16 protein-coding genes are annotated in these 22,857 nt (G+C 63.8%); 10 read left to right on the top strand and 6 right to left on the bottom strand.

What is annotated here, in order from left to right:
- Positions 1–38 precede the first annotated feature (38 nt).
- The 9 genes from AC1D0N_RS13190 (at position 39) to AC1D0N_RS13150 (ending at position 14,399) form a co-directional block, all read left to right on the top strand.
- Positions 39–5,522, top strand: a complete 5,484-nt coding sequence (locus AC1D0N_RS13190; RefSeq protein ID WP_477244469.1) for an alpha-2-macroglobulin family protein — start codon at positions 39–41, stop codon at positions 5,520–5,522.
- Positions 5,523–5,620: 98 nt separating this feature from the next.
- A complete protein-coding gene (gene pbpC / locus AC1D0N_RS13185) occupies positions 5,621–7,711 on the top strand; it encodes a penicillin-binding protein 1C (RefSeq protein WP_477244467.1) in 2,091 nt (696 codons plus the stop codon).
- 18 nt (positions 7,712–7,729) lie between these two features.
- Entirely contained in the window at positions 7,730–8,452 is a 723-nt protein-coding gene (locus AC1D0N_RS13180; RefSeq protein WP_477244465.1) for a M15 family metallopeptidase, read from the top strand.
- Between the two features lie 241 nt (positions 8,453–8,693).
- On the top strand, positions 8,694–9,722 hold the full coding sequence (locus AC1D0N_RS13175; RefSeq protein ID WP_477244463.1) for a sulfate ABC transporter substrate-binding protein: 1,029 nt from the start codon (positions 8,694–8,696) through the stop codon (positions 9,720–9,722).
- 22 nt (positions 9,723–9,744) lie between these two features.
- Positions 9,745–10,596: a sulfate ABC transporter permease subunit CysT gene (gene cysT, locus AC1D0N_RS13170; protein WP_477244461.1), complete on the top strand. Its 852-nt coding sequence runs from the start codon at positions 9,745–9,747 to the stop codon at positions 10,594–10,596.
- Positions 10,589–11,473: a sulfate ABC transporter permease subunit CysW gene (gene cysW / locus AC1D0N_RS13165; RefSeq protein ID WP_477244459.1), complete on the top strand. Its 885-nt coding sequence runs from the start codon at positions 10,589–10,591 to the stop codon at positions 11,471–11,473. Before cysT ends, cysW begins: the two co-directional genes overlap by 8 nt.
- A gap of 12 nt (positions 11,474–11,485) precedes the next feature.
- The gene (locus AC1D0N_RS13160; protein WP_477244457.1) at positions 11,486–12,526 is read left to right on the top strand and encodes a sulfate/molybdate ABC transporter ATP-binding protein; all 1,041 of its coding nucleotides are present in this window, start codon (positions 11,486–11,488) and stop codon (positions 12,524–12,526) included.
- A gap of 181 nt (positions 12,527–12,707) precedes the next feature.
- Positions 12,708–13,694 carry a sulfate ABC transporter substrate-binding protein gene (locus AC1D0N_RS13155; protein ID WP_477244455.1) on the top strand — a complete coding sequence of 329 codons (987 nt, stop codon included), beginning with the start codon at positions 12,708–12,710 and terminating at the stop codon, positions 13,692–13,694.
- A 255-nt stretch (positions 13,695–13,949) separates the two neighbouring features.
- Positions 13,950–14,399, top strand: a complete 450-nt coding sequence (locus AC1D0N_RS13150; protein ID WP_006202816.1) for an RrF2 family transcriptional regulator — start codon at positions 13,950–13,952, stop codon at positions 14,397–14,399.
- 12 nt (positions 14,400–14,411) lie between these two features.
- On the opposite strand, the gene AC1D0N_RS13145 is transcribed toward AC1D0N_RS13150, so the two are convergent.
- Complete coding sequence (locus tag AC1D0N_RS13145; RefSeq protein ID WP_477244452.1) at positions 14,412–15,962, bottom strand: acyl--CoA ligase; 1,551 nt, start codon at positions 15,960–15,962, stop codon at positions 14,412–14,414.
- A 184-nt stretch (positions 15,963–16,146) separates the two neighbouring features.
- Between AC1D0N_RS13145 and AC1D0N_RS13140 the strand changes: the two genes are divergently transcribed.
- Complete coding sequence (locus AC1D0N_RS13140) at positions 16,147–17,202, top strand: lysophospholipid acyltransferase family protein (protein ID WP_477244450.1); 1,056 nt, start codon at positions 16,147–16,149, stop codon at positions 17,200–17,202.
- On the opposite strand, the gene AC1D0N_RS13135 is transcribed toward AC1D0N_RS13140, so the two are convergent.
- The 5 genes from AC1D0N_RS13135 to AC1D0N_RS13115 all read right to left on the bottom strand — a co-directional run bounded on the left by AC1D0N_RS13135 (position 17,197) and on the right by AC1D0N_RS13115 (position 22,575).
- Entirely contained in the window at positions 17,197–17,748 is a 552-nt protein-coding gene (locus tag AC1D0N_RS13135) for a gluconokinase (protein WP_477244448.1), read from the bottom strand. The genes AC1D0N_RS13140 and AC1D0N_RS13135 overlap by 6 nt on opposite strands.
- A 109-nt stretch (positions 17,749–17,857) precedes the next feature.
- Entirely contained in the window at positions 17,858–18,844 is a 987-nt protein-coding gene (locus AC1D0N_RS13130) for an ABC transporter permease (protein ID WP_477244446.1), read from the bottom strand.
- Positions 18,841–19,821, bottom strand: a complete 981-nt coding sequence (locus AC1D0N_RS13125) for an ABC transporter permease (protein WP_477244444.1) — start codon at positions 19,819–19,821, stop codon at positions 18,841–18,843. Before AC1D0N_RS13125 ends, AC1D0N_RS13130 begins: the two co-directional genes overlap by 4 nt.
- Complete coding sequence (locus AC1D0N_RS13120; protein ID WP_477244442.1) at positions 19,818–21,365, bottom strand: sugar ABC transporter ATP-binding protein; 1,548 nt, start codon at positions 21,363–21,365, stop codon at positions 19,818–19,820. Before AC1D0N_RS13120 ends, AC1D0N_RS13125 begins: the two co-directional genes overlap by 4 nt.
- Before the next feature lie 82 nt (positions 21,366–21,447).
- Positions 21,448–22,575, bottom strand: coding sequence for a sugar ABC transporter substrate-binding protein (locus AC1D0N_RS13115; RefSeq protein WP_477244440.1), 1,128 nt, complete (start codon positions 22,573–22,575; stop codon positions 21,448–21,450).
- Positions 22,576–22,857: the final 282 nt, after the last annotated feature.

Here is a 22,857-nt window from a genome sequence, read left to right as displayed (position 1 = left end):
TGAACATGCCGGGACGTAAGCAGTGTCTGGAGGGTGTTATGGCAATGCGCGCGGCGGCTCGTGGTCTATCGATTCTGATTCTTCTGTTTTTCGCCTGGGGGACTGCCGCGCAAGCGGCCGAAGCACGGCGGGTGGTGACGAGCGAAAACTCCGATTATTTCGGTTTCGATCTCAGATCCGACCAGAATGTCAGCCTCGACCAGTGCAAGACCACATGCCTCGGCGATCCCGCCTGCCGCGCCTTCACCTACAACAACAAGGCCAAATGGTGCTTTCTCAAATCCGACTATAATTCGCTGAAGCCCTTCAGTGGTGCCATCGCCGGCAAGGTCGTCAACATCGATGGCGATCCCGATATCGGCGCGCCGCCGGAGCTGACGTTCTTTCCGAGCTGGATGGCCGACCAGGCCCAGCAATACCGCAACAAGCTGACCGATCCGACCTACACCAAGCCCACCGAAGGGCTGACCGCGCTACGGGCGGCCGCCGAACAGGCGGCCCTGACCGGCGACCATCGCTCCGCCATGCAGAAGTACGAAGCCGCGGTTTCGGTGTTGCCTGATGACGGCCAGCTCTGGCTCGGGCTGGCGCGCGAAACGCTCGCCGTACAGCCGACCGCCAACAGCCAGGAAGCCTACAGTTTGCCGGCAAACGCCACCTCCGCCGGCCTCAACGCCTACAAACTGCTGCGCACCACCAAAACGCGCGCTGACGTGCTGGCGCTTATCGGTGCCGGCCTCGATCGCCGTGACCTCTACCGGCCGGCCCTGCAGGCCTATGAAGCCAGCCTCGCTCTGGTCAGTTCGCCGGCGGTCCAGGCCGACTATGCCGATCTGAAGGCGCGCAAGGGCTTCCGCGTCATCGACCATTCGGTCGACGCCGACACCAGTGCGCCGCGCATCTGCGCGCAGTTTTCCGAGGAATTGGTCAAGACCGGCGTCGACTATGCGCAGTTCGTCACCGTCGACAACGCGCCGCCCAAGGGTGTCGAGGCCAAGGACAAGCAGATCTGCGTCGAAGGGCTCGAGCACGGCCAGCACTATGAAGTGACCTTCCGCGCCGGCCTGCCGGCGGCAATTGGCGAAGTCACCGCCGCACCGGTGGTGCTGTCGATCTATGTGCAGGACCGTGCGCCTTCGGCCCGCTTCACCGGCGACAGCTTCGTGCTGCCCGCCGGCGCGCGCCGCGGCATCCCGGTCGTCACCGTCAACATGAACGCCGCCGAAATGAAGCTTTACCGCATCGGCGACCGCTCGCTGGCGCAGCTTCTGTCCGGCTACCAGTTCCTGAAACAGCTCGACGGCTACGACATTTCCAGCATCGCCGATCAGATGGGATCGCCCGTCTGGGAAGGCCAGCTCGACATCGTCAATGATCTGAACAAGGACGTCACCACGTCCTTCCCGGTCGACGAAGCCCTGCCGCAGCGCAAGCCCGGCGTCTATGTGCTGACCGCGCAGGCCGTCAACGACAACGGCGACGACTACAATTCGATCGCCACGCAATGGTTCGTGGTCTCCGACATCGGCCTGTCGACCTATACCGGCCAGGACGGACTGAACGTCTTTGCCCGATCCTTGGCAACCGCCAAGCCGATCGCCGGCGCCGAACTGACGCTGCTGGCCAGAAACAACGAAATCCTCGGCACCGCGACCTCAGACGCCGAAGGCCACGCTGTCTTCAACCCCGGCCTGACGCGCGGCGATGGCGGCATGGTGCCGGCGGTGCTGATGGCCAAGCAGGGCGACAACGACTTCGTCTTCCTCGACATGGGCCGCGCCGGCTTCGACCTGTCCGATCGTGGCGTCACCGGGCGCGCGGCGCCGGGCGCGCTCGACATCTACGCCTGGACCGAGCGCGGCATCTACCGCGCCGGCGAGGACGTTCATGTCGCCGCCCTTGCCCGTGACGGGGCCGCCAAGGCGGTCGAGAACCTGCCGCTGACCTTCATCTTCACGCGTCCCGACGGGGTCGAGAACCGCCGCATCGTCAGCGACGGTGCTTCCGCCGGCGGCCATGCCGTCGACCTGCCGCTCGAACCCAACGCCATGCGCGGCACCTGGACGGTGTCGATCTACACCGACCCCAAGCAGGCGGCGGTCGCCAGCCAGATGTTCCTGGTCGAGGACTTCGTGCCGGATCGCATCGAATTCGACATGACCTCCGACAAGCAGGAGATCGCGCAGGGCGAAACCGCCAACATCAACATTGACGGCCGCTTCCTCTATGGCGCGCCGGCAGCGGGCCTCGCCCTTGAAGGCGAGCTGACGCTGTCGACGGCGCGCGACTGGGACCGTTTCAAGGACTACTCGTTCGGCCTCGCCGACGAACAGTCGGCCGAACCGTCCGTCACCCCGTTCACCGATCTGCCGGTGGTCGGCGATGACGGCAAGGCGACCTTCCCGGTCTCCGTCGAGCAACTGCCGGCGACCACCAAGCTGGTCGATGCCAAGGTGACGGTGCGCATGCGCGAGACCGGCGGCCGCGCCATCGAGCGCTCACTCAACATCGGCATCCGCCCGCAAGGCCACATGATCGGCATCCGCCCGGATTTCGACGACAATGAAGTGCCGCAAGGCGGCACTGCGAAGTTCAGCCTGATCGCCGTCGATCCCGACGGCAAGCGCGAGGCGCTGAAGGGCGCACAGTGGTCGCTGGTCAAGGTCGAACGCAATTACCAGTGGTACCGCTCCAACAACTCCTGGAACTATGAGCCGGTCACCTTCACCAAGTCGATCGCCAATGGCCAGATCGACCTGAGCGCCGATGCAGAGGCGACCGTCTCGGTGCCGGTCGACTGGGGCCAGTACCGCCTCGAGATCGAGACGGCGGATCCTGAGGGACCGGCGACCAGCTATGAATTCGACGCCGGCTGGTATGTCTCCTCGACCACCACCGAAACGCCGGACGGGCTCGAGATCGCTCTCGACAAGGACAGCTATGCGGCGGGTGAAGTGGCCAAGCTCAAGGTCTCACCGCATTTTGCCGGTGAACTGCTGCTGACCATCGGTGCCGACAAGCTGTTGAAGACCGTCACCGCCAGCGTTCCCGCCGGCGGCAGCACCGTCGATATCCCGGTCGGCGACGACTGGGGCGGCGGCGCCTATATTACCGCTACGCTGTTCCGGCCCGGCGACGCGCAGGAAACGCGCATGCCGGCCCGCGCCATCGGCGTGAAATGGCTGAAGGTCGATCCGGGCTCGAAGAAGCTCGCGGTCACCTTGACGCCGCCGGAAAAGACCATGCCGCGCCAGCAGCTGTCGATTCCGGTTTCCGTGGCCGGCGTACAGCCGGGCACCAATGCCTATGTCACGGTCGCGGCCGTCGATGTCGGCATTCTGAATCTTACCAACTACAAGGCGCCGGATCCGGAGGATTGGTTCTTCGGCCAGCGCATGCTCGGCCTCGAAATTCGCGACATCTATGGCCGCCTCATCGATGGTTCTCTGGGCGCCACTGGCAAATTGCGCACCGGCGGCGACGGGGCGGCCATGCAGACACAAGGCAGCCCGCCGACTGAAAAGCTGGTTGCCTTCTTCTCCGGCGTGGTGCAGCTCGACGCCGACAGCAAGGCACGGGTCGACTTCGACATTCCGCAGTTCAACGGCACCGTGCGCGTCATGGCCGTCGCCTGGACCAAGGAAGCGGTCGGCCATGCCCAGGCCGATGTGATCGTCCGCGATCCCATAGTGATCACCGCCGGCCTGCCGCGCTTCCTGGCGCCCGGCGATTCCGCCGTCATGCGGCTCGACGTCGCCGACACCGATGGTCCGGCTGGCGACTATGCACTGTCCATCGACACCACCGGCGACCTCTCGACCGGCGACAACCCGCTGCCGGCAAAGCTGACGCTGGCCAAGGGCAAGCGGCAGACGCTGACGGTGCCGTTAGTTGCCAAGACCGCGGGCAATGCCTCGATCACCATCAAGCTCGCCCATGCCGACGGCACTACCGTCGAGCAGACGCTCTACGTGCCGGTGCGCCCGTCGCAACTGCCGGTCACCACCCGCCTAGTGGTCGACCTCAAGGGCAATGGCGGCGCATTGCGCGTCGACAAGGAGCTGCTGGCGGCAAGCCTGCTCGACGGCGCGTCCGTCAGCGTCGGCGTTTCGCAGGCGGCTGCCTTCGACGTACCGTCGCTGTTGATGACGCTCGGCCGCTACCCGTATGGTTGCGCCGAGCAGACGACCAGCCGTGCCATGCCGCTTCTCTACGTCAACGAGTTGGCCTCGAGCATCGGCATGGCCAGCGACCCCGACCTGCACGATCGCATCCAGACGGCCATCTACAAGGTGCTGAGCTATCAGGCTTCGGCCGGCAGCTTCGGCCTATGGGGTCCGGGCTCCGGCGATCTGTGGCTCGACGCCTATGTCAGCGACTTCCTGACCCGGGCGCGCGAGCAGAAATACGACGTGCCTACCCTGGCGATGAGCCAGGCGCTGAGCAATCTGCAGAACTCGGTCGGTTACGACCAGGACGTCCAGGATCGCGGCAGCGAGATCGCCTACGCGCTCTACGTGCTGGCCCGCAACAAGAAGGCTTCGGTCGGCGACCTGCGCTATTATGCCGATACCCAACTCGAAGCCTTTACCAGCCCGATGGCTGTCGCCCAGCTGGCGGCGAGCCTGGCGCTTTACGGCGATACGCAGCGCGCCGAAGCGACCTTCCAGACCGCCCTGCAACTGGCCAAGGCCGCCACCGAATACGACTACTACCGGTCGGACTATGGTTCGCCGCTGCGCGACGGCGCGGCAATCCTGGCGCTTGCCGCTGAATCCAAGCCGGTGCCGAAGATCGTGCCGGAGCTGATCAAGCTGGTGGCAAGACAACGCGCCGAGGCGCGCTGGACCAGCACGCAGGACGAATCGTGGATGCTGCTGGCGGCCCGCGCGCTGAGATCAGGCAATGATTCGATTGCGCTGACCGTCAATGGCGCGGCGCATGCCGGCGGCTATTCGAACCAGGTCACCGGCAGCGACCTGGTCGACAGTCCGCTGACCATCACCAACACCGGCACCACCCCGCTGCAGGCGGTCGTCACCACGGTGGCGTCGCCGCTCCAGCCCTTGCCGGCCAGCGGCGACGGCTTCACCATCGAGCGCACCTATTACAAGCTCGACGGCACCGAGGCCAACGTCACCGAGGTGACCCAGAACGAACGCTATGTGGTTGTGCTCAAGATCTACGAGCAGAACAGGTGGCCATCGCGGCTCTTGATCACCGACCTGTTGCCGGCCGGCTTCGAGATCGACAATCCCGGCCTGGTCTCCAGCGCCCAGTTGACCAACTTCTCCTGGCTGGCACAGACCGATGCTGCCCATCTCGAATTCCGCGACGACCGTTTTGTCGCGGCGTTCAATCCCAACGATGGCGACGGCGACCGCAACATCACGCTCGCCTATGTCGTGCGCGCGGTGACGCCGGGCGTCTATGCCCATCCGGCGGCGACGATCGAAGACATGTACCGGCCGCAATATTCGGCCCGCACCGCCACCGGCATGATGGAGGTCAAGGCACCGTAAGGCGCCTTGGCGAAGATGAACATGCCGATGGCTGCGACAATCTCCTTCTCCCCGTTCAACGGGGAGAAGGTGCCGGCAGGCGGATGAGGGGCAGCGCCATGCTCTCCAAAAAAATCCTGCGCCGAACAGGCTTCGCTGCCGCCGCCTTCGCAGGCTTTGTGGCGGTCGCGGCGGTCAGCCTCTGGCAACTCGACCGCGCCTACCCGCCGCCACTGCCCGAAAAGCTCACCGTGTCCACCGAAGTGCAGGACCGCGACGGCCAGTTGTTGCGGGCCTTCGCCACGCCGGACGGCTACTGGCGACTTGAAACCCGCCTCGACCAGGTCGACAAGCAGTTCGTCGACATGCTGGTCACCTATGAGGACAAGCGCTTCTGGGACCACGAAGGCGTCGACGTGCTGGCGCTGGCCCGCGCTGCCGGCCAGTTCGTCACCAGCGGCCATATCGTGTCCGGCGGCTCGACGCTGTCGATGCAGCTCGCCCGGCTGATCGAGCCGCGCGAAAGCCGCAGCCTCGGCTCCAAGATCAAGCAGATGCTGCGCGCCATCCAGATCGAGCGGCGGCTCACCAAACGCGAGATCCTCGAACGCTACCTGACTTTGGCGCCCTACGGCGGCAATCTCGAAGGCGTGCGCGCCGCCTCACTCGCCTATTTCGGCAAGGAGCCGAAGCGGTTGACGGTTTCGGAAGCCGCTTTGCTCGTCGCGCTGCCGCAATTGCCCGAGAAACGCCGTCCCGACCGCAACCTCGACATCGCCCACGCCGCCCGCGACCGGGTGCTGACCCGCATGGTCTCGGCAGGCCTGCTCGGCGAACGCGAGGCGGCGCGTGCAGCACTCGACGATGTCTCGGGCCTGCGCCGCAAATTGCCGGCGCTCGCGCCGCATGCCGCCTATGCCATGCTGCCCAAGGCTGTCGCCGGCAAGCCGCTGCAGCTGACGATCCGCAAAAGCGTGCAGGAAGGGCTGGAACAAGTGGCCAAGGATGCCGCCGGCAAGCTCGGCCCTCGCCTCTCCGTCGCCATGGTGCTGGCCGATGCCCGCACCGGCGACATACTGGGCGAAGTCGGCTCGGCCGATTTCTTCGACGCCAGCCGCTCCGGCTGGATCGACATGACCAGGATCGTGCGTTCGCCCGGCTCGACGCTGAAGCCGTTCATCTATGGCCTGGCCTTCGAGCAGGGACTGGTGGCGCAGGAAATGTTGATCGAGGACAGCCCGGTCGATTTCGGCGGCTACCGGCCTAAGAATTTCGACATGGGCTATCAAGGCGATGTCAGCATCCGGCAGGCGCTGCAACTGTCGCTCAACGTGCCGGCGATCCGCGTGCTCGACGCGGTCGGCCCGGCACGGCTGATGGCGCGCTTCCGCCAAGCTGGCGTCAATCCCGTTCTGCCGATCAACGAGGCGCCGGGCCTGGCCATTGGCCTTGGCGGCGTCGGCGTGACGCTGCGCGATCTCGTCCAGCTCTATACCGGGCTTGCCAATGGCGGCAAGGCGCACACGCTGCATGACGGCACCGAGCCGGCCAATGCCGAACGCACCACCGCCACCATCCTCGACGATCAGGCCACCTGGCAGATCACCGACATCCTGTCGGGCGTCAAGCCACCCGAAGGCGCCTTGCAGCGCGGCATCGCCTACAAGACCGGGACGTCCTATGGCTACCGTGACGCCTGGTCGGTCGGCTTCGATGGCCGCTATGTGCTGGGTGTCTGGGTCGGCCGCGCCGATGCCGGCGCCGTGCCCGGCCTGTCCGGCTATGTCTCGGCCGCACCCATCCTGTTCGAAGGCTTCGTCCGTTCGGGCCTCGCCGCCGTGCAGCTGCCCAGCCAGCCGGCAGGCGTCGTCAGGCCCAAGCGCGAAGACCTGCCGGTGACATTGGCGCGCTTCGGCGCCGGCGCCGACGGGCTGGTGCAGGCGACGCCGACCGAGCCGGCGCCAACGATCATCTTTCCGCCTGACGGCGCCCGCGTCGATCTTGCCACCAATTCGGCCGACGCCTCGCCGCTGGTGCTGAAGCTACAAGGCGGCCGCGCGCCGTTCCGCTGGCTGGCCAACGGCAAGCCGCTCACCGGCATCGACCGCCGCCGCACCGCCACCTGGCTGCCGGACGGCGCCGGCTATTCGACGCTGACCGTGATCGACGCAGTGGGACGAGCGGCCAGCGTGAAAGTGTTCGTCGAGTGAAGGTGTTCGTTGAATAGAATGCGGCAGGTGATTCAAGGCATTGCGTTTTGCACCCTGCTGCCGCTGACTTTCACCCTGCCGGCAAGCGCCGATGCCCTCCCCGCCGGCTTTGTCCGCCTCGCCGACGTCGATGCCACCATCCGGCAGGACATCCGCTACGCCGGCCTTGAAAACTTCCTGCACCGCAAGGCCAGCGGCTACGACGCGCCGGTGTGCATCCTGACCAGGCAAGCCGCGGAAGCGTTGTCGGGCGTGCAGAAGGCGGTCGCCGCTAAGGGGCTGACGCTGGTCGTCTTCGACTGCTACCGGCCTGCGCGCGCCGTTTCCGATATGGGCCAATGGACGAGAGAAGGCGGGCCGGCCGACCCGCAATGGTATCCCTCGGTCAAGCGCAAGGACCTCATCGCCAAGGGTTATATCGGCGAACTGTCCACCCATTCGCGCGGCTCGACCGTCGATATCGCCATCGCGCGAACCGATGCCAGGACCGAGCCAAAACCAACCTGCGGTGTATCAGATGCCGACACGCTCGACTTCGGCACTGGCTTCGACTGTTTCGACCCGATGAGCGAAACGGCGCACCGCCCGCTCACCGAGGAAGTGACGGCCAACCGCAGAAAACTTGTCGAAGCGATGCGCACCGGTGGTTTCAAGAACTATGCGCGCGAATGGTGGCACTTCGCGCTGGAAAACGAGCCGTTTCCAAAGCAGCGCTTCGATTTTCCCGTCACTGCCGAGTGAGGCTTCGGCCGCGGTGTCGGCAAGGTCGCCCGATTCCCTGTGGCCATTGCCGTAGCGCGAGCCGTTCCTAATTGGATCCCTGGTGAGCACGGAATCCTCGCGATGGCGGCGCGAGGAAAATATTTCCTCATGAGGCTGAGGATCGGCGAAAAATTGCTTCAATGGGGCAAAAAAGGCAACATTGAATGCATCTAATTTCTATCAATTCGCTAGAGTTCGGCCGTCATCAACGGAGGCGGAAATGACCAAACCTCATTTCAAGAAACTGCTCGGCGCACTGGTCGTCACATCGGTTCTATCAGGCACGCTCGGTTTCGCGTTTGCCGATACCACCATTCTCAACGTGTCCTATGACCCGACACGCGAACTCTACAAGGCCTATGACGAGGCCTTCGTCGCCCACTGGAAGGCCGAGACCGGCGAGACGGTCACCATCCAGCAGTCGCATGGCGGCTCGGGCGCACAGGCCCGCGCCGTGATAGACGGCCTTGACGCCGATGTGGTGACGCTGGCGCTCGAAGGCGATATCAACGCCATCGTCAACAAGTCGAAGAAGATCAACCCGGACTGGCGCACCAAGTTCGAGAACAATTCGGCCCCCTACACCTCGACCATCATCTTCCTGGTTCGCAAGGGCAACCCGAAAGGCATCCACGACTGGAACGACCTGATCAAGGACGGCGTCCAGGTGATCACGCCGAACCCGAAGACCTCGGGCGGCGCGCGCTGGAACTATCTCGCTGCCTGGGCTTATGCCAACGCCAATGATGGCGGCGACGAAGCCAAGACCAAGGAATTCGTCGGCAATCTGTACGCCCATGCCCCGGTGCTCGACACCGGCGCGCGCGGCTCGACCGTGACCTTCGCGCAAAAGGGCCTCGGCGACGTGCTGATCGGCTGGGAAAACGACGCGTATCTGGCACTGAACGAATTCGGCGCCGACAATTTCGAGATCGTCTACCCCCCAACATCGATCCTGGCTGAGCCGCCGGTGGCGGTTGTCGACGCCAATGTCGACGCCAAGGGCACGCGCAAGGTCGCCGAAGCCTATCTCGGCTGGCTCTATTCCAAGGAAGGGCAGACGATCATCGCCAAGAACCACTATCGTCCGGCCAAGCCCGAACTTGTGGCGCCGGCCGATCTGCCCAAGACACCTGAAATCAAGCTGATCTCCATCGACGATCCGCTTTTCGGCGGCTGGAAGAAGGCACAGCCTTATCATTTCGGCGACGGTGGTATATTCGACCAGATCTATAAGCCGGCCCAGTGAGCTAAATCTAGATCAGGACGATATGACCACAGCACCCGCGCAGGCGGGGTGGCGGTTCAGACAGCCGAGTGTCATTCCGGGTTTCGGACTGACGCTCGGCTTCTCGCTTGCCTACCTCACCCTCATCATCCTCATCCCCTTGTCCGGGCTGGTCTGGCGCTCGGCCGCCCTTGGCTGGCCTGAATTCTGGGCCATTGCCACCGACCGCCGCACCCTCAACGCGCTGGAAATCAGCTTCGGCACCGCCTTCATCGCGGCTGGCGTCAATGTCGTCTTCGGCACGCTGGTCGCCTGGGTGCTGGTGCGCTACCGCTTTCCTGGCCGGCGCATTGTCGACGCCATGGTCGACCTGCCCTTCGCGCTGCCGACGGCAGTGGCCGGCATTGCGCTGACCACGCTTTATGCGCCGAATGGCTGGATCGGCCATCTTCTGATGCCGCTCGGCATCAAGGTCGCCTATACGCCGCTCGGCATCGTCATCGCGCTGGTCTTCATCGGCCTGCCCTTCGTCGTGCGTACCGTGCAGCCGATCATGGAGGAGATCGACAAGGAGGTTGAGGAAGCAGCCGCCACGCTTGGCGCCAGCCGCTTCCAGATCATCACCCGCATCCTGTTTCCGGGCCTGGCGCCGGCCATCATCACCGGCTTTTCGCTGGCCTTTGCGCGCGGCGTCGGCGAATACGGCTCGGTCATCTTTATCGCCGGCAATCTGCCCTACAAATCCGAGATCGCGCCGCTTTTGATCGTCATCCGGCTGGAGGAGTACAACTACCCGGCGGCGACGGCGATTGCCGCGATCATGCTGCTGTTGTCGTTCGTCATGCTTTTGATCGTCAATCTCGCCCAGTCATGGAGCCGCAAGCGCTATGGCTGATCCCGAAATCAAATCCTACGAACCGCATCACGAGAGCCAGTCGGCGGCGGTCACCGAAAGCCGCCCGGCGCAAATCGTGCTGATGGCCATCGCCTTCACCTTCCTCGGCGTCTTCCTGCTGTTGCCGCTGATCATTGTCTTTCACGAGGCGCTGGCGAAAGGCGTTTCTGCCTATACGGAAGCGCTGGGCGATGCCGACGCTCGCTCGGCGATCCGCCTGACGCTGCTGGTGGCGGCGATCTCGGTGCCGCTCAACGTCGTCTTCGGCATTTCCGCGGCCTGGGCGATCGCCAAGTTCGAGTTCAAGGGCAAGGCCTTCCTGACCACGCTGATCGATCTGCCGTTCTCGGTGTCGCCGGTCATTTCCGGATTGGTCTACGTGCTTTTGTTCGGCGCTCAAGGGTTGCTCGGCGGCTGGCTGAAGGCGCATGGCATCGCCATCCTGTTTGCCGTGCCAGGCATCGTTCTGGCCACCGTGTTCGTCACCTTCCCCTTCGTCGCACGCGAATTGATCCCGCTGATGCAGGAACAGGGCAATGGCGACGAGGAGGCAGCGCTTTCGCTCGGCGCCAATGGGTGGCAGACCTTCTGGTATGTGACGCTGCCCAACGTCAAATGGGGGCTGCTCTACGGCGTGCTGCTGTGCAATGCCCGCGCCATGGGCGAATTCGGCGCCGTCTCGGTGGTGTCAGGTCACATACGCGGCCTGACCAACACCATGCCGCTGCATGTCGAAATCCTCTATAACGAGTACAACGCCGTCGGCGCCTTTGCCGTCGCTTCGCTGCTTGCCGGCCTGGCGCTGGTTACTCTGGTCTTGAAAACACTGCTCGAGATGCGCTACGGCGCCGAGATCGCCGCGACGCGCGGGCATTAGAAGGTTCTGTAAATGGAAGTTCGCGTTGCCAACGTGCGCAAGGAGTTTGACCGGTTCCCGGCCCTCCACGACGTGTCGCTTGACATCAAGTCCGGTGAGCTGATCGCGCTGCTGGGGCCCTCCGGTTCCGGCAAGACGACGCTGCTGAGGCTGATCGCCGGGCTGGAGCGGCCGACGCGGGGAAAAATCTTCTTCGGTGAGGAGGATGCGTCGCAGAAGTCGATCCAGGAGCGCAATGTCGGCTTCGTCTTCCAGCACTATGCGCTGTTCAGGCATATGACGGTCGCCGACAATATCGGTTTCGGCCTGAAGGTCCGGCACGGGCCGACACGGCCGCCGGCACAGGAAATACGCCGACGCGCCACCGAGCTTCTCGACCTGGTCCAGCTTTCCGGCCTGGAAAAGCGCTACCCGGCGCAGCTTTCGGGCGGCCAGCGCCAGCGCGTGGCGCTTGCCCGCGCCATGGCGATCGAGCCCAGGGTGCTGTTGCTCGACGAGCCGTTCGGCGCGCTCGACGCCCAGGTGCGCCGCGAACTCCGCCGCTGGCTGCGTGAGATCCACGACGCCACCGGCCACACCACCGTCTTCGTCACCCACGACCAGGAAGAAGCATTGGAGCTCGCCGACCGTGTCGTGGTGATGAGCCAGGGCCGCATCGAGCAGGTCGGCTCTGCAGACGAGATCTACGATACGCCGAACTCCCCCTTCGTCTATGGCTTCATCGGCGAATCGAGCTCGCTTCCCGTCAAGGTCGATAATGGCGAGGTCTGGATCGCCGACCGCCCGATCGGGCTGTCCGCACCGCATGCGCCTTCAGGCGACGCATTGCTGTTCTTCCGCCCGCACGATGTCGAGTTGGTGGACGGCTGCAGCGGCTGCATTGCCGGCACCGTCGCCGCCAGCCGCCGCGTCGCCGGCACAAGACGAGTGGAACTCGAAATCGGCGGCGAGCGCCAGCGGGTCGAGATCGAACTGCCGGTCGACCATCCGGCGGCACAGAAGAGCCGGGTGGCGTTCCGCCCCAAGCGCTGGAAGCTTTTTCCGGCTGCATAGAGTATCACCCGCCGGGAAGACGCCGAAAAGACTCTGGTTGGAAGGAAATCCTACCAGACGACTGTTTCGGCAATGCTTTTTCTCGCGACGGCCTGATAAGTCCGGTGCGCATGTCTCGTCGCCAGCGACGCGGCGCGGTTATCTTCAGGCATCAGACGCATTGCATCCGGAGCCTGTTTTCATGAAGCGATTTTTCCTTGGCGTCGCCACCGTCGCCGGCCTGTTCCTCGCATCCTCCCAAGCCTGGTCGGCCGACAAATTGCTGAACGCCTCCTACGATGTCGGCCGCGAACTGTTCGCGCAGGTGAACAAGGCCTTCATCGCAGGGCACCCCGGCGTCAGCATCGACCAGTCGCATGCCGGTACGTCGGCGCAGGCGCGCGCCATCGCCGAAGGCCTCGGCGCCGATGTCGTCACATTCAACCAGGTCACCGACATCGATTTTCTGGTCAAGAAGGGTCTTGTTTCCGCCGACTGGCAGAAGGATTTTCCCGACAACGCCTCGCCCTTCTATTCGTTGCCTTCGTTTCTCGTCCGCGCGGGCAACCCCAAGCACATCAAGGACTGGAACGATCTCGTGCGCGACGACGTGCAGGTGATCTTCCCCAATCCGAAAACCTCCGGCAATGCGCGCTACACCTATCTGGCGGCAACCGCCTACGCCAAGGAGGCCTTCAAGGGCGACGACGCCAAGGTGAAGGAATTCATCACCAAGCTGTTCAACAACGTGCCGATCTTCGACACCGGCGGCCGCGCCGCCACCACCACCTTCGTGCAGCGCGAGATCGGCGATGTGCTGATCACCTTCGAGTCGGAGACACGCGGCATCCGTAAGGAGTATGGCGACGACAAGTTCGAGCAGGTGACGCCCTCGGTCAGCCTGCTGGCCGAGTTCCCGGTGGCGATCATCGACAAGGTCGCCGACGAGCACGGCACCCGCGATCTGGCCAAGACCTATCTCGACTTCCTCTATACGCCGGAGGGGCAGGATATCATTGCCCAGAACGGCAACCGGGTCCGCGATGCGGCCGTCGCCGCCAAATATAAGGACCAGTTTCCCGATGTCCGCCTGCTGACGGTGCAGGATGTCTTTGGTGGCTGGGACAAGGTGCAGAAGGAGCATTTCGCCGCCGGCGGGCTGCTCGATCAGACCTATGGCAGCCGCTAGAAATCACCAAATCTGAACTGAACAGGGAAGCCGGCGATTAGCCGGCTTTCTTCGTTTCAGCAGTCCGAATTGCTATCTCGACCAAGTTTCGCGGCCCTATCGTCCAAAACGTTACGAAGAATCAACGCGTTTGGGCCTAACCTGTCATCCGGTGGCTTGTTTTCGCGAAATGGCATCGCGCGGCGAAAACGTCATCATTTGCACACAAACAGTCGCCAGATGCGAGTGGTTGGGGCTTCATGGGTTGATCAGGGCATGCTGACGAAAAAAGGCAAATACGGCCTCAAGGCCCTCGTGCACCTGTCTGGTCTGCCGGTCGGCCAACTGGCTTTCGTCAACGACATCGCTGTCGCCAACAACATCCCTAAGAAATTCCTCGATGCCATTCTGGGCGAATTGCGCAATGCCGGATTCGTCCAGAGCCGCAAGGGTAAGGAAGGCGGCTACCGCCTGGCCCGGCCGGCCTCCGAGATCAAAATCGGCCATGTCGTGCGCGTCCTCGACGGACCGCTGGCGCCTATCCCTTGCGCCAGCCGCACCCAGTACCAGCGCTGCGAGGATTGCGACGAGGCGACCTGCCAGGTCCGCCACATGATGCTGGAAGTGCGCCAGGCCATCGCCGAGGTGCTCGACAACCGCAGCCTCGCCGCCATGCGCGACGCCGACAACGACGATTTTCCGGTCGAGCTGACGTCGCAGATTTAGAAGCCAGTCTGCTCAAACGAGACCGAGCTTGCCGGCAAGCCCGACCCGCTGGATCTTGCCGGTTGGTCCCTTGGGGATTTCCTGCAGAAACAGGATGTGGCGCGGCACCTTGAACTCGACGATGCGGCTACGCGCGAAATCGCGGATCTGTTCGGCATCGGCGGTCGCGCCCTCTTCCAGCACGATGGCCGCGCCGACCTCTTCGCCGAGCATGGCATGCGGCACGGCAAAGGTCACCGCTTGCGCCACCAGCGGATGATCGAGCAGCACGTTGTCGACCTCGAGCGGCGAGATTTTTTCGCCGCCGCGATTGATGATTTCCTTCAGCCGTCCGGTGATTTTTATGTCGCCGTCTTCATCGACCAGACCCTGGTCGCCGGTGCGGAACCAGCCATCGGTGAAGGCGGCGGCGTTGGCCTCGGCATTGTTCAGATAGCCGTCGTGGATGTTGACGCCGCGCACGACGATCTCGCCTTTTTCACCCGCCGGCAGGATATTGCCCCTGTCGTCCATGATCGTCACGTCGGGGCCGGCAGGCAGGCCGACCGAGCCCGGCTTGCGGCGCGCCGGCGGCAGGCCGTTCGAGGTCATCTGGTGCGCCGCCTCGGTCATGCCATAGGCTTCGATGACGGGACAGGAGAAGACGCGCTCCAGGTCGCGAAACACGACATCGGGAAGGGCCGCCGAGGACGAGCGGATGAAGCGCAGCCGCGCAGCCTCGATGATGTCGCCGTTGCGGGCAGCGCGCGCCAGGATCGCCTGATGCATGGTCGGCACCGCGCTGTACCAGCTCGGCCGGAATTCGGCGAGCCAGCCGAAGAACTTGAGTGCGTTGAAGCCTGGTGTGCAGACAACGGTACCGCCGACCGCGAGTTGAGCGCCGAGCGCCGCCATCAGGCCGTGGATATGGAAAAGCGGCATCACGTTGAGACAAATATCGTCGGCCGCCAGCGCCAGCGTCCGCGCTATGTTGGTCATCGAGGCATGCAAATTGCGCTGCCGCAGGCCGACGATCTTCGGCCGTGCCGTGGTTCCCGATGTGTGCAGGACGAGCGCGAGATCGTCCGGGCCATTGAGCCGCGCTTCGCCGGAGCTCATAAGCTCGGCGTCGCCCGAGAGAATAAATTCCCCGGCTGCGGCAGCTTCAGCCGCGACAATGTCGAGCACCGGAATGCCGAGCGACTTCGCGGCAACGCGCGCGGCGTCGCCCACGCCCTGGCCGCACAAAAGAAGCTTCACATCGAGATCGGAAAGATAGAAGCGAAATTCCTTTTCGCCGTAAGCCGGATTGAGCGGAGCCGCCATCGCCAGGGCGGAGACCGCCAGGAAACACGCCGCCATTTCCGGGCCGTTGGGCAAGACGATGCCGACGGCCGTGCCGCAGCGCACGCCGCGCCGCGCGAGATCCCGGCACAGCTGATCGACATGGGCGGCGAGGCCGGCAAAGCTCAGGGGCGGCTGGTCGGGCGCCATGAGCGCGATTGCCGCTGGCGACCTTGACGCCAACAGCGGAAGCGCCACCGACAGGGCCTGTTCCACGCTCGAACCTTGAATGGCTATCACAATGGTTCCATCGGCGCCCAATTGCGCGCCCGTGGCAGACGCAGTAAAGCGATTTTCGGACGCGCGCAAGAACAGGCTGGACACCGATCGGATGAGGTTGCCGTGGTTCGGAAAATCCAGGAGAGCCGGCCGGAAAATCTCATCGGCTGTCGGCTACCACTCTGAAATCATCGCTGATGTTCTTGTGCCGGAAAGCGCCGAGTCTGTCCGGTTCTTCAGCCGCAAGATCGTCAAGCCGGCAAAGCTGCGCCGCTTCTCAAACAGGGATTTCCGCGAGAGCCTGTTGTTCGTTTTCTATCTCGGTGTCGCCGCTACGCTACCTATCAATTGGTGGGCACCGATCTGCGGCTGGGTGTGCAGGCTTCGCCAGAAGCGCCATGTCGGCAAGGATTTTTCGCGCTACGCGCCGTCAACGCGCGCCGTGCTTGGCGACGGCATCGATGCGCGGAAACTGTTCAGCGCGATGCTTGCCTCACTTCACCGTCGACGCCTGCTTGTTGCCGCGCATCTGGTCGGCATCGGCTGGTCGCCGACCATCCGCCTGGAGGGCCTGGATGGTCTTGAGGAAGCGCTAAAACGCGGTCGCGGCGCCATCCTCTGGTGCGATCAGTTCACCACCCAGACAATCATCGGCAAGCGCGCGCTGCACGAGGCCGGCGTCGAAGCCCATCAGGTAAGCGTCCGCTTCCACGGCATCTCCGAGACGACGTTCGGCTTGCGATTCCTCAATCCGCCCATGGTCAGGATCGAGAACCGTTTCCTGAAAAGCCGCGTCGTGTTCGATCGCAGCGACGCCTATCAGGTGACCATGCGCATGCAGAAGATCCTCAGGGAGAACGGCGTTGTCCTGATGACCAACAACATCCATGCCGGATCGACATTCGCGGAAGTGGCCCTCGGGGAAAACGGCTGGACGCATCTGGCCTCGGCGCCGGCAAATTTCGCCGCCAGAGGCGGGGCAGCGCTGTTTGCCATGTCCACCTTCGAGACGGTCCCCTTTCGCCAATACCGCGCCGTCATCAGCCCGGAATTGCTGCCGACGGCAGCCAGGCCGGCATCGATTGCCAACGGCGCCAAGAACATCGAGCTTCAGGCGCACTACATCCTGCTCAAGCGCGACCGCCTGTTTGAGGCCCTCAAGCTTCATCCCGAGCAGATGATGGTATGGTCCGGCCAGGACCGGCTCAGCGAGCGACCCGACAATGCCGCGCCTGACGACGATACCGGCATGTCATCATGAAACCGCTTTGCCAAGCAGGCTCATGGCCTCGGTGACGAGTTTGGCGACCGGACGCGTCCCATCGAGGGTCAACGCCCGCTCCTCGGCAGCAGGCGCTTCGAGGATGGCGAACTGGCTGTCGACCAGGCTCGCCGGCATGAAATGGCCCTTGCGATTGCCGACCCGCCGCTTCGCCGTCGCCGGGTCGATCTCCAGATAGACGAAGACGATGTCCTGGCAAAAGCCGCGCAACCGCTCGCGGTAGCTGTATTTGAGGGCCGAACAGGCGGCGACCACGCCCTGCCCGCTGCCGGCCGACGCCGCGATCTGTCGGCCGATGGCGTCGAGCCAGCCTTGGCGCAGTGCATCGGTCAGTGGCTCGCCGCTTGCCATGCGCGCCACATTCTCGGGCGGATGCAGCCCGTCGCCTTCGACAAAAATGGCGCCGAGCGCCGCAGCCAACGCGTTGCCGACAGCCGACTTGCCGCAGCCGGCGACGCCCATGACCACAAGGGCGAGTCCTGGCCGGACACTGCTCGCCTTGGATGGTGCCGCCGCTTCGTCCACGATCGGACTAGAGCCTGTTTCCATCCCGATGGAATCGGGATGGGGCTCTATCTCTTTGCTGGAGCATGATCTTTTCCGAAAACCGGCTTCCACTTTTCGGGATCATGCTCTAGCGGCTTGCCGGCGCGCGGCCGTAGAGCAGCAGCATGGCGACGATGACGACGCCATAAATGATCTGCCGTCCGGCCTCCGGCATCTGCATGACGGAAAGGATCGACTGCAGCAGCGTGATCAGGATGACGCCGGCGACGGTGCCGAGATAGGAACCGCGCCCGCCGAGGATCGAGGTGCCGCCCAGCACCACCGCGGCGATCGACGGCAACAGATAGGCATCGCCCATCGATTGCGCCGCCTTGGAGGCGTAGCCGGCCAGCAGCACCCCGCCAAAGGCCGAGAGCCCGCCGGAAACCGCGAAGGCGATCATCACCACGCGCCGCGTGTCGATGCCGGAGAGATAGGCAGCGCGCTCGCGATTGCCGATGCCATAGACGCTGCGGCCGAAGCTGGTGCGGGTCAGCACGAAGACCATCGCTGCCCCGATCAGCGCCCAGATGACGACGGCATTGGGCACACCCGGAATGGCAAAGCCAGTCGCCAGGTAGCGCATCGCGCCGGTCGCCGAATCCTGCGGCGAGAACCCGCCGGTGTAGACCACCATCAGCCCTTGCGCGACGGCGTTGGTGGCCAGCGTGATGATCATCGAGGGAATGCGCAGATACGCAACGCCGATACCATTGACGATGCCGATCGCGACGCCGCAGAAAATGCCGAACGGGATCGCCAACGCGACGCCAGCCGGCCCGAAGGCCGCCATCGCACTGGCCATCATTGCGCCCACCGCCACCGACCATGGCACCGACAGGTCGATCTGGCCAAGCAGGATGACCAGCATCATGCCGGTGGCGATGACACCGAGAAACGACGCCACTTTGAGCTGCTGCAAGAGATATTCCGGCGACAGGAAACTGCGTGAGTAGAGGCTGCCGAGGAACAGCAGCAGCACGATGCAGGCAAAGGCCGTCAGCACCGCAGGATCGGCACGGCGGATGAATTTCGGCATACGGCCAGCAATTCCGCCCAATGTCGTCTCGCTCACAGGAACCACTCCAGCCGGTTGCGGACCCTGAACAGGGCGAAGGCGCCGAGGCTGACCGCGATCAGCAGGATAACGCCCTGGAACAGCGGCTGCCAGAGCGGATCGAAATCGAAAACGAAGAGCAGGTCGCCGATGGTGCGGAAAGCCAGCGCGCCGAAGATCGCGCCGATGGCGCTGCCCTTGCCGCCGAACAGCGAAACGCCGCCGAGCACGACGGCTGCGATCGAGAACAACGTATAGGCGTTGCCGCTGGCATAGGCCGCGTCACCCGTATAGGTGAAGAACGTCAGGAACAGCCCGCCGATCGCGGCGAGCAGCCCGGCAAGCACGTAGGCGACAAACTTGCCGCGCCGGATCGGCACGCCGGACATGTAGGCCGCCATCTCCGATGAGCCCGCCGCGTAAGCCGCGCGACCGAGCACCGAGCGGCTGAACGGTACCCAGACGATCAGCACAACGGCCAGCAGCGCGACAAGGCTCGCCGGCACGACGCCGAACAGCCGCCCGGTCAGCGCGTCGGCAAGGTCCTCGTTGACCGAACCGCCGGGGAATGGCCGCAGCAGCAGCGCGATGCCGAAATAGACAGCACCTGTGGCGATGGTCGCGACGATCGGCTGCAGCCGCCCATAGATGACGATGGCGCCGTTGATCGCACCGCACAGCAGTCCGGTGCCGAGCACCGCGATGACCCCGAAGGCGGTCTCGAGGCCGGTGCCGACGACCAGCCAGGAGGCGAGGCAATTGGTCAGCGTGAAGATCATGCCGACGGAAAGGTCTATGCCGGCGGTGATCACCACCAGCGTCTGCGCCATCGCCACAAAGGCGAGCAGTACACCCTTGTTCGAGGCCGTCTGCACCACATTGGCGGTGAAGCCGGCCGGATGGTTCGAGGTGTAAATGACGAACATGACGATGAAAATGCCGAGCGCCAGCAGCGTTCCGCGCTGTTCGGTCATCCAGTAGCGCCAATCTTTCACGCGTCCGCTCCTTGGCTCACGGGGCTTTCCTCGCCATGGATGTTGAGCGCACTTGATATCAGCGCCCGCTCGGTGATCTCGGCGCCGACCAGCTCGCGCTTGACTGCCCCATCATAGAGCACCAGCACCCGGTCGCAGCAGCCGATCAGTTCGTCATAGTCGGTCGAGTAGAACAGGATCGCCGCGCCCGCATCGGCGAGCTTGCGCATCAGCTGATAGAGCTCCTGCTTGGTGCCGACATCGATGCCGCGCGTCGGATCGTTGAGCAGGATGATGCGGGGCTGCCGCATCAGCCATTTGGCGATGACCACCTTCTGCTGGTTGCCGCCGGACAGCGCACCGACCGGAATGTCGAGGCCTGCCGTCTTGATCGCCAACAGGCCGACCATGTCGTCGATCAGCCGCTGTTCGGCGGCGCGGTCGATGACGCCGGCGTTCGACAACCGGTCGAGGGCGGCGAAAGACAGGTTTTCGCGCACCGTCATCGGCAGCATCAACCCTTCCGTCTTGCGGTCTTCCGGGATCAGCGCCATGCCGATCCCGTCATGGCGTGCAGCGGCGGGACTGGCGATCGCCACTGGTTTGCCGTCGATCAATATCTGGCCGGACAGGCCGCGCAGGACACCGAAGAAAGCGAGCAGCAGTTCGCGCTGGCCCTGACCGTCGAGGCCGCCAAGACCGACGACCTCGCCTGCCCCGACCGTCAGCGAGACATTGTCCAGCCGGTCGGTCCAGGACAGCTTGCGCGCCTCCAGCACCGGAACGGCGGCAGTTGCGGTGCGTGCGGGTTTCGGCGGGAAGATATGGCTGTATTCGCGCCCGATCATCAGCTCGACGACTTCATTGTCGCTCTTTGTGCCCGCCGCGTAGCTGGCGACATTGCGACCGTTGCGGAACACCGTGCACTGGTCGGCGAGTTCGGCGATCTCGTTCATGCGATGCGAGATGTAGAGCAGTGCCAGCCCTTCGGAGCGCAGCCGCTTCAGCACGCCGAAGATCTTGGCGACGTCGGTCGCGGTCAGTGCCGAGGTCGCCTCGTCGAGGATCAGGATGCGCGGCTTGCGTGCCAGCGCCTTGGCGATCTCGACCATCTGTCTTCTTGAAAGGGGAAGATCCTTGACCAGCGCCAGCGGATGGATGTCGGCGGCGCCCGCGCGCGCCAACGCTTCCTCGGCGATGCGGCGCTGCGCCTTGCGATCGATCATGCCGAACCGCGTCGGCGGGTCGGAAATGACGATGTTGTCGGCGACGCTGAGTTCGGGGACCAGCGACAGCTCCTGGAAAATGCAGACGATGCCGGCCTTGTTTGCAGCACCAGGCGAAGCGAACGTCACCTCGCTTCCATCCAGCATCATGCGGCCTTCGTCAGGCGCGACGACGCCCGCCATGACCTTGATCAGCGTCGACTTACCGGCGCCGTTTTCGCCGAGGATGCCATGAATGCTGCCGGATGAGACCGAAAGCTCGGCCTTTTCCAGCGCCCGCACACCACCATAGCGCTTGGATATGCCTTCCATCCGGAAGAGCGGAACCGCACCGTCCATCGGCCCTCCCGAGGCACTTTTGACGACCAGGGATATGGAGTGGTCGGCGCCGCGGGAAATCCCGCGGCGCCTTGTGTGCTGACTATTGGTCAGCCTTGGTCTGACCCATGATTTCCTGCGCGGTGAAGTTGATGCCGCAGGTCGGGAAGGAATTGCCGACGAAGAAATTGTCGGACTGGTCGGGGAAATAATCCTGGCCTTCCTTGAAGTCCGGATCCTCGACGATCGCCAGCGGCAGCTTGACCGATTGCGGCACGACCTGCCCCTCGAGTGCTGCGATCGCCGTCTTGATGGCAACCGCCACCTGGGCCGGGCCGGTGCCGGCGGACGAGCATTTCAGCCCGTCTGCCGCATGCGCCGCGCAGAACTTGCGGAAGCCATTTTCGGTCTCGCCGCCGAACGGCACGAACGGATGCTTGGCGTCGATCATCGCCTGCACGATGCCGGTGTCGCCGCCCTGCCCGGTGATGCCGACGAACGGGCCGTTGGTGGCGATGGCGTCAGCCGTGACCTTCTGCGCCGTCGGGTCATCCCACTTGCCGGCGACTTCGGTGACGTCCCATTTCTTGCCGGAAGCGTCGAAGGCTTCATGGATGCCATTGTGGCGGTCGGTATCGACCGACGTGCCGGCAACGCCGCGCACCTCAAGGATCTTGCCGCCATCGGGGATGTGGCTGATCAGCCATTTGCCCCAAAGTTCGCCAAGGCCCTTCTGGTCGACATTGACGTTGATAGCGTCCTTGGTGTCGAGAATGTTGTCGAAGGCAACCAGAATGACGCCGGCTTCCTTGGCGCGCTTGATGACCGGCGCGAAAGCGGTTGGGTTCTGCGCGTTGACGACAATGGCGTCATAGCCGGAATCGATGAAGTTGTTGATCGCCGAAATCTGCGCCGGCACATCCTCGCCGGTCGACACCACCTTGAATTCCTTCAGCTTGGCGGCGACGTCCTTTTGCGCTGCGTAAGCCTTGGCAGTCTGGATCATCTGGATGCGCCAGGTGTTGGCGATGTAGCCATTGGCGAGCGCGATCCGGTATGGGCCATCCTTTTTGGGAAACTTGAAGAACTGCGTATCTGCGGCCCAGGGCGCGAAGCAGTCCGCTTCCGCAGCGGGACCTGCGACGACTTCGGGTCCGGCGGCCATTGCGGCCGAGTTGAGCATGACGAATGCAGTGGCGGCAACGATGCCACCAACAAGTGACTTGATCATCGGTATTCCTCCCAGTTGCAGTTCTGATTGTTGTTAGCTGCTGTGACCTCTCGCGCGTCAGGCCTGGCACCTCCCGCCGGGCTTTGCCGCGCCTTTCGGTGGCCGAATGTCGCCCCGATCCCCTCCCCTTGCTCTCCCGTCAGCGTCGGGAAAACTATCATATTATCCATAATAAACAAGTACGAGTTGTCGCTTATATATAATAAACAGATTTTACTATTTGCTATAAGCACCGTCTCGATGAAAAATGGTAGCGCTACCATTTCGCAGTGTAAAGCGTCA

Source organism: Mesorhizobium sp. P2_E10 (assembly GCF_056404235.1).
This window is presented reverse-complemented; position numbering and strand designations above follow the sequence as displayed.

Excerpts from the sequence above, each read along its gene's own strand:
- AC1D0N_RS13190 (WP_477244469.1), top strand. The coding sequence starts at position 39 with ATGGCAATGCGCGCGGCGGCTCGTGGTCTATCGATTCTGATTCTTCTG.
- pbpC (WP_477244467.1), top strand. The coding sequence starts at position 5,621 with ATGCTCTCCAAAAAAATCCTGCGCCGAACAGGCTTCGCTGCCGCCGCC.
- AC1D0N_RS13180 (WP_477244465.1), top strand. The coding sequence starts at position 7,730 with ATGCGGCAGGTGATTCAAGGCATTGCGTTTTGCACCCTGCTGCCGCTG.
- AC1D0N_RS13175 (WP_477244463.1), top strand. The coding sequence starts at position 8,694 with ATGACCAAACCTCATTTCAAGAAACTGCTCGGCGCACTGGTCGTCACA.
- cysT (WP_477244461.1), top strand. The coding sequence starts at position 9,745 with ATGACCACAGCACCCGCGCAGGCGGGGTGGCGGTTCAGACAGCCGAGT.
- cysW (WP_477244459.1), top strand. The coding sequence starts at position 10,589 with ATGGCTGATCCCGAAATCAAATCCTACGAACCGCATCACGAGAGCCAG.
- AC1D0N_RS13160 (WP_477244457.1), top strand. The coding sequence starts at position 11,486 with ATGGAAGTTCGCGTTGCCAACGTGCGCAAGGAGTTTGACCGGTTCCCG.
- AC1D0N_RS13155 (WP_477244455.1), top strand. The coding sequence starts at position 12,708 with ATGAAGCGATTTTTCCTTGGCGTCGCCACCGTCGCCGGCCTGTTCCTC.
- AC1D0N_RS13150 (WP_006202816.1), top strand. The coding sequence starts at position 13,950 with ATGCTGACGAAAAAAGGCAAATACGGCCTCAAGGCCCTCGTGCACCTG.
- AC1D0N_RS13120 (WP_477244442.1), bottom strand. The coding sequence starts at position 21,365 with ATGGACGGTGCGGTTCCGCTCTTCCGGATGGAAGGCATATCCAAGCGC.
- AC1D0N_RS13115 (WP_477244440.1), bottom strand. The coding sequence starts at position 22,575 with ATGATCAAGTCACTTGTTGGTGGCATCGTTGCCGCCACTGCATTCGTC.